This is a genomic window from Pseudomonas sp. 05T35, assembly GCF_056396605.1.
On record NZ_JBFTLU010000610.1, the window covers coordinates 1 to 2,087 of the forward strand.

3 protein-coding genes and 1 pseudogene are annotated in these 2,087 nt (G+C 58.3%); 2 read left to right on the forward strand and 2 right to left on the reverse strand.

Going from position 1 to position 2,087, the window contains the following annotated elements; all coding sequences use genetic code 11:
- Both AC1DH9_RS27920 and AC1DH9_RS27925 read left to right on the forward strand, forming a co-directional pair.
- Positions 1 to 252 (forward strand): annotated as a pseudogene (locus AC1DH9_RS27920) (extracellular solute-binding protein); the annotation flags it as partial.
- Positions 253 to 266: 14 nt separating this feature from the next.
- The gene (locus AC1DH9_RS27925; protein WP_427542956.1) at positions 267 to 1,391 is read left to right on the forward strand and encodes an agmatine deiminase family protein; all 1,125 of its coding nucleotides are present in this window, start codon (positions 267 to 269) and stop codon (positions 1,389 to 1,391) included.
- A gap of 85 nt (positions 1,392 to 1,476) precedes the next feature.
- Here AC1DH9_RS27925 and AC1DH9_RS27930 read toward each other — a convergent pair whose 3' ends face one another.
- Together AC1DH9_RS27930 and AC1DH9_RS27935 are read right to left on the reverse strand one after the other, a co-directional pair.
- Entirely contained in the window at positions 1,477 to 1,803 is a 327-nt protein-coding gene (locus AC1DH9_RS27930; protein ID WP_427542773.1) for a DMT family transporter, read from the reverse strand.
- Positions 1,804 to 1,868: 65 nt separating this feature from the next.
- A partial coding sequence (locus AC1DH9_RS27935) for an SLAC1 family transporter (protein ID WP_477809217.1) occupies positions 1,869 to 2,087 on the reverse strand: 219 nt, incomplete at its 5' end.

Genomic DNA, 2,087 nt, shown 5'->3' on the forward strand with positions numbered 1-2,087 from the left:
GAGTACGCCTACGCGTTCATCAACTTCGTCATGCGCCCGGAGAACATGGCCGCCATCAGCAACTTCACCGGTTACCCCACCTCCAACGCCAAGGCGCGTCCGAGCGTCGATGCAGTGATGCGTAACAACCCGGATATCTACCTCGATGACGCCACTTACCAACGACTGATCCCGGGCAAAGACATTCCCCAGGCGGATATGCGTGCGCGAATGCGGGCGTGGACCAAGTTCAAGACGGCTTCCGTGAAATGAACAGAGAGATCCGCATGTCGACACGTCGAGAGTTCATCAAGCAGGTATCGGTGTTTGCCAGTCTGGGCGCAGCCGCGTCCATGGCACTCGGCCTGAATGCTCCCCGGGTGCAAGCAGCCATCAAGGGCAGTTGGCATATGCCGGACGAGGGCGACAAACATCGGCGGGCCTTTATCGCCTTTGGTGCACAGGAGGCCTTCCACGAGGACTTCACGCCTGACGTGCAAGATGCCTTGGGCCGGATCGCCCGCACCATCGCCAGCTATGAGCCGGTCACCGTGTTCTGCCGCGAGAGCGAGCGGGATCTGGCTGAAGAAAAATGCGGCACGGGCAACATCACCTTTGTTGTCACGGAGCTGGACGATATCTGGATGCGCGATATCGGGGCCAACTTCGTTATCGATAGCGAAGGAGGGCTCGGTGCGGTGGATTTCAACTTCAACGGCTGGGGCAATAAACAGCAGCACACCGAGGATGCGCAGTTGGCCGCTTTGGTCGCCCGGACCGCTGGCGCCAGTTACATCCGCAGCCGGCTGGTGGGCGAGGGCGGCGCTATCGAAGTGGATGGCCACGGCACGGGGATCATGACCGAAAGCAGCTGGATCAATACCAACCGCAATCCCGGCTGGAGCAAAACAGACGTAGAGGAAGAACTGAAGAACAGGCTCGGCTTGCGCAAAATCATCTGGCTGCCGGGCATCAAAGGCAAGGACATCACCGACGCCCATGTCGACTTCTACGCCCGCTTCGTCAAGCCGGGAGTGGTGATCGCCAACCTTGACAACGACCCCGAGTCCTATGACCACGCCGTGACGCTTGCCCATTTGGACATTCTCAGGAAGGCCTCCGATGCCGATGGCCGCACGCTGCACGTGCACACCGTGTCGCCTCCGCTCAATCCACGAAAAAGTCGGTTCAACAAAAACAATCCAGACTTCGCGCCGGGCTATATCAACTACTTCGTGATCAATGGAGCGGTCATTGCCCCCGAGTTCGGTGACAAGGCGGCAGATACCCAAGCCTTTGACCTGTTGTCCGAGCTCTACCCAGACCGTGTGGTGGTTCAGCTCAACATCGATGCCATCGCCGCCGGTGGTGGGGGGATCCACTGTGTGACCAGTCACCAGCCTTATGGATAGTTGCTGATATTTCAAAGCAGACCCCCGCCTGAGTTGTCTGCTTTCTCACTCATCAAATGTGCGGTTAGTAAGGTATCTGCTCTGTTCAGGCTGCCCAGCGTAGCCCGGCGACACTCAGCAGGATCAAGCCGATCCAGACGAGCCGCCAGAAGGAAACCCCATCGCCCAACCAATACATGCCGACGATGGCTGTGCCGGCAGCGCCGATGCCGGTCCAGATCGCGTAGGCGGTTCCTACAGGCAGGACACGCAACGCCATCGTCAACAAGCACAAACTGCCGGCCAATACGACGACGGTGCCGGCCAGCAGCCAGGGCCGTTCAAGACCGTTTGCAGATTTCAACCCGACCGCAAAGGCGATCTCCAGAAGTCCGGCAATGATCAGCAGTAACCACGAAGTGTTGTAAGTCATTCGATGAAACCTGTATGGGCAAAAAAAAGCGAGCCGGTGAGGGCTCGCCAAAGGGAGATAAACGGTCAGTTGGCTAACAGTTTGCCGCTGAGCAGGCTAATCAGGGTTTTCACCGTCAGCACGGTCAGTGCCACAGTGAGGAACAGCAGAATCACAGCAGCGATGAGCATCAGCAGGGTGTTGTCCTGGACATGTGCATATTTCAGCGCCGCATTGCTCAAGGCCGCGATGGGAAAGCTGATTGCCCACCACGAAGGCGCAAAGGGCACATCGCGACGGAACAC